This is a genomic window from Vibrio sp. 10N.222.48.A3 (assembly GCF_041475345.1).
GTDB classification, from domain to species: domain Bacteria; phylum Pseudomonadota; class Gammaproteobacteria; order Enterobacterales; family Vibrionaceae; genus Vibrio; species Vibrio tasmaniensis_A.
Map to the genome: position 1 here is coordinate 1 of NZ_JBFRVX010000590.1, position 3729 is coordinate 3729.

The following is a 3729-nucleotide window of genomic DNA, read 5'->3' on the forward strand; positions in this document are numbered from 1 at the left end:
CTTAAATCGACCAGAAGCGCCACCGTGACCGGCTTCCATATCGGTTTTGAACAGCAGCACGTTGTTGTTTGTTTTCATCTCACGCAGCTTCGCCACCCACTTCATGGGTTCAAAGTATTGTACTTGTGAGTCATGCAAGCCTGTTGTTACCAACATGTTCGGGTAGCTTTGAGCCTTCACATTGTCATATGGTGAGTAACCTAGCATGTAATCGTAATAGGTTTTATCGTTCGGGTTGCCCCATTCGTCATACTCGTTGGTGGTAAGAGGAATCGATTCGTCAAGCATGGTTGTGACAACGTCCACAAACGGAACATGTGCTCCGATGCCACAGTACAGTTCTGGTGCTTGGTTGATGATTGCGCCCATCAATAGACCGCCAGCAGAACCACCAACGGCGAACACTTTATCTTGTGCGCCGTAGCCTTCTTCAACTAGCCCTTTGGTTACATCGATAAAGTCGTTGAACGTGTTTTGCTTGGTTAGCTTTTTGCCGTCCTCATACCAAGGGCGCCCGAGCATCTCTGAACCGCGGATGTGAGCGATCGCAAAAACAAAACCTCTATCCAGTAGGCTTAGGCGAGTTGAGCTGAAGGTAGGTTCGATCGTAGATCCGTAAGAGCCATAGCCGTATTGGTAGATTGGGTTAGTGCCGTCTTTCTTGAATAAATCTTTGCGATAAACCAGAGAGACAGGTACTTGCTTACCATCGCGAGCCGTTACCATAATTCGCTCTGATTGGTAGTTATCCGCTTCGAAATCACCCAATACAGGTGTTTGTTTCATGACTTCGGATTCTCCTGAACTTAGGTCGAAATCATAGTAAGTACCTGGTGTGGTTAAGCTGCTGTAATAGACGCGAACTTTTGAGTTATCTAATTCATAGTTACTTGTTAGGTAAGCAGCAAAAGCAGTGTCGTTAAATTCAAGTGGGAACTCTTTCCCTGTTGAGAGTTGACGAACTTTCACTGTAGACAAGCCATTCGCACGTTGCTCGTAAACCAGATGGTCATCAAACAGCTCGAAGTCAACAAGCTGAGTATTCTCGTCAGCAGGAATGACATCGACCCATTTAGAGCGGTCATGCATCTCTTCAGCAGTGACTTTCATTAAACGGAAGTTGACCGCTTGGTAGTTGGTGTAGATGTAGTAACAATCACCTAGCTTAGCGATGCTGTACTCGATACCCGTTTCTCGTGGGTAGAAAGCTTCAGCTTTAGCGTTTGGGTTGTTGGCATCTATGACTGAAACACCGCTGGTTTCTGTACTCGAGTGCCAAATGTAGACCTGTTCACCATCTTTGCTTTTACTTAAAGAGGTGTAATAAGCGCTATCGGCTTCTTCGTAGATTAGCTCATCGCTTGTTTGAGGTGTGCCTAACACATGGCGGTAAACTTGATAACCAAGTAATGTTTGTGGATCTTTTTTGATGTAGTAAAAGGCTTGGTTGTCGTTTTGCCATGCAATAGCGCTCGAAGCTCCTTCAATTTCATCTGTTAGGTATTCACCTGTCGTGAGGTCTTTAATCTTGATGGTGTAAATACGGCGGCTCAGCGTGTCTTCGCCATAGGCCAACAAGTTTTCGCTTGGGCTGATCGTTAAGCCACCAATACTGAAAAATTCATGGTCTTTTGCTAGTTCGTTAACATCTAAGATGACTTGCTTGTCTGTACCTAAAAAGTCATTTTCACGCAAGTGAACTGGGTATTCGTTGTCACCTGTGACTTCATTCGAGTAGTAGTAGCTGCCTTTGCGAACTGGAACCGAATGGTCGTCTTTTGCGATTCGGCCTTTGATCTCTTCAAATAACTGTTCTTGTGATGCTTCAGTGTGTTTCAGCACGGCCTCTGCGTACTGGTTTTCTTGCTCAAGATGCTGCAAGATCTCTGGGTCTTGGCGCTCATCATCACGCATCCAGTAATAACCATCGATTCGGGTATCACTATGAATCGTCATTGCATGAGGGACTTTCTTAGCTACGGGAGCTTGGGTTTGATGTGCGATGAGTTGCGATGGAGAGTTGTGGTCCATGGTTGTTATTCCTTGATTGCTGCATCCGGCGACAAGTGCGGCCGATACGGCTAATGTGGTTAAAGCGAAACGCATCTGTATATCCTATTGTGTACCTTACTCGTTTTAATGCCAGCATCCTTTAGTGGTTAGTTTTCTTCCAGTGATGTTATTTATAATGGGATTCTGGATTGGTACTTTCAGCGTAAGTGTCTGTTATTGTTTTCAATAAATCAAAGTAATGTTTAATGGAATCGATGGTAGATGTGAGCTGGGGGAAACGTGCAATGAAAAAGGGACACACTTTTCAGTCTGTCCCTCTTCGTTGTTTGAGCTGAGGTAGAGTTTACTTTAGATAGCCAATGGCATTTCGTTTGAATGGTCAGGTTTACGATTAACCCAACGTAAACCAAGCATGGCGATGAATGACATTGCAATCATCAAGCAACCGAGCGGAAGTTGGTCTTGAGCTGGGAAGAACGAGGCCAGTAGTGTTGCGATGCCAGCACCTAGATTTTGCATACCACCCAAAATTGCACCTCCAGTACCTGCGTGGTACGGGAATGGCGAAAGCGCCCCTGTTGTTGCCGCCGGGAATAAGATACCAGCGCCCAAAAAGTAAATCGTAGCACCACCGATCAAAGTTAATGCTGTTGTTTGACTAAATAGACCTGGTATCAACACCACGGTAGACCCTACCAAGATAGCAACTAGTCCAACATTCAGAGCGCGGCGCTCACTGCTACGTTGTGCGATGTAACTGGATAGGCCAGCACCGACTAAGTAACCTGGAATGGGTAATACAAACAACAAGCTTACTGTGGTTGCTGGCAAGCCAAGTACTCCGCCAAGTAATACACCTGCCGCAGCTTCAAATACCGCTACACCTGCAAATGTTGCGACCAATACCAATAAGAAACCTTGGAAACGTTTGTCAGATAGAACGAACTTGTAGCTGTTGGCAACCGATTCATGTTTGCGTCGTTCTTTTGGCAGAGTTTCCATCATGCTCGTCATCATGGTGATCACCACTGCGATACCAAACAGCGCCAGGAACAAGTAGCTAGAACGCCAACCGAAAGCTTCTGTTAAGTACCCACCTAATACAGGAGCCATCAATGGTGAGAAAATCACACACATGCTAATTAAGCTGTTTGCGCGGTGCAGTTCTGCGCCTTCAAAACAGTCGCGAGTCAATGTACGAGACATCGCACCACCACAACCGATGCCCAAACCTTGTATAAAGCTACCTGCTAAGAACCATTCATATTCGTGAGCAAACAATGCCACCAAAGTACCGATGATGTAGATGATCAAACCGACAACGATGATTGGTTTGCGACCTAGGCGATCAGAAAGTGGACCGTATGCAAATTGCGACAGACCATAAGGGATCAGGTAGCACGCCATCACAGCTTGAAGCGAAGATGCTGAAACCAAGAACTCACCCGCCATATGACCGATAGAAGGCACGTACATCGTTTGAGTCATTTGACCCACGGCAGTCAGAATAGCGATTAAAAAGGTAAGTTTCGCTAATGGAAACGTGGCGGACATTTGCGTATCTCTCCAAAAATTAGGACGTAAAAAGCCTTGGCGTTCCATTAAGGAGAGCCAAATAAGTAAAGTAACCTGGGAATCTAGGCGCGAGATATTAGAGATTGAGCGTCTACTTAGCAACCAAAAAGTGTGAAGTTGATCAAGATAAAAATCTATAGC

The 3729-nt window shown here is 45.5% G+C and carries 2 protein-coding genes; both read right to left on the reverse strand.

The window, feature by feature from the left end; translation table 11 throughout:
• The coding region (locus AB4653_RS16690) for a S9 family peptidase (protein WP_372104776.1) at positions 1-2031 on the reverse strand (2031 nt) is incomplete at its 3' end.
• 330 nt (positions 2032-2361) lie between these two features.
• Positions 2362-3567 (reverse strand): multidrug efflux MFS transporter EmrD, encoded by a 1206-nt coding sequence (gene emrD, locus AB4653_RS16695; protein ID WP_009846325.1) that lies wholly within the window; start codon positions 3565-3567, stop codon positions 2362-2364.
• Positions 3568-3729 lie beyond the last annotated feature (162 nt).

Coding starts and splice junctions, on each gene's coding strand:
- emrD (WP_009846325.1), bottom strand. CDS start 3,567: ATGTCCGCCACGTTTCCATTAGCGAAACTTACCTTTTTAATCGCTATT.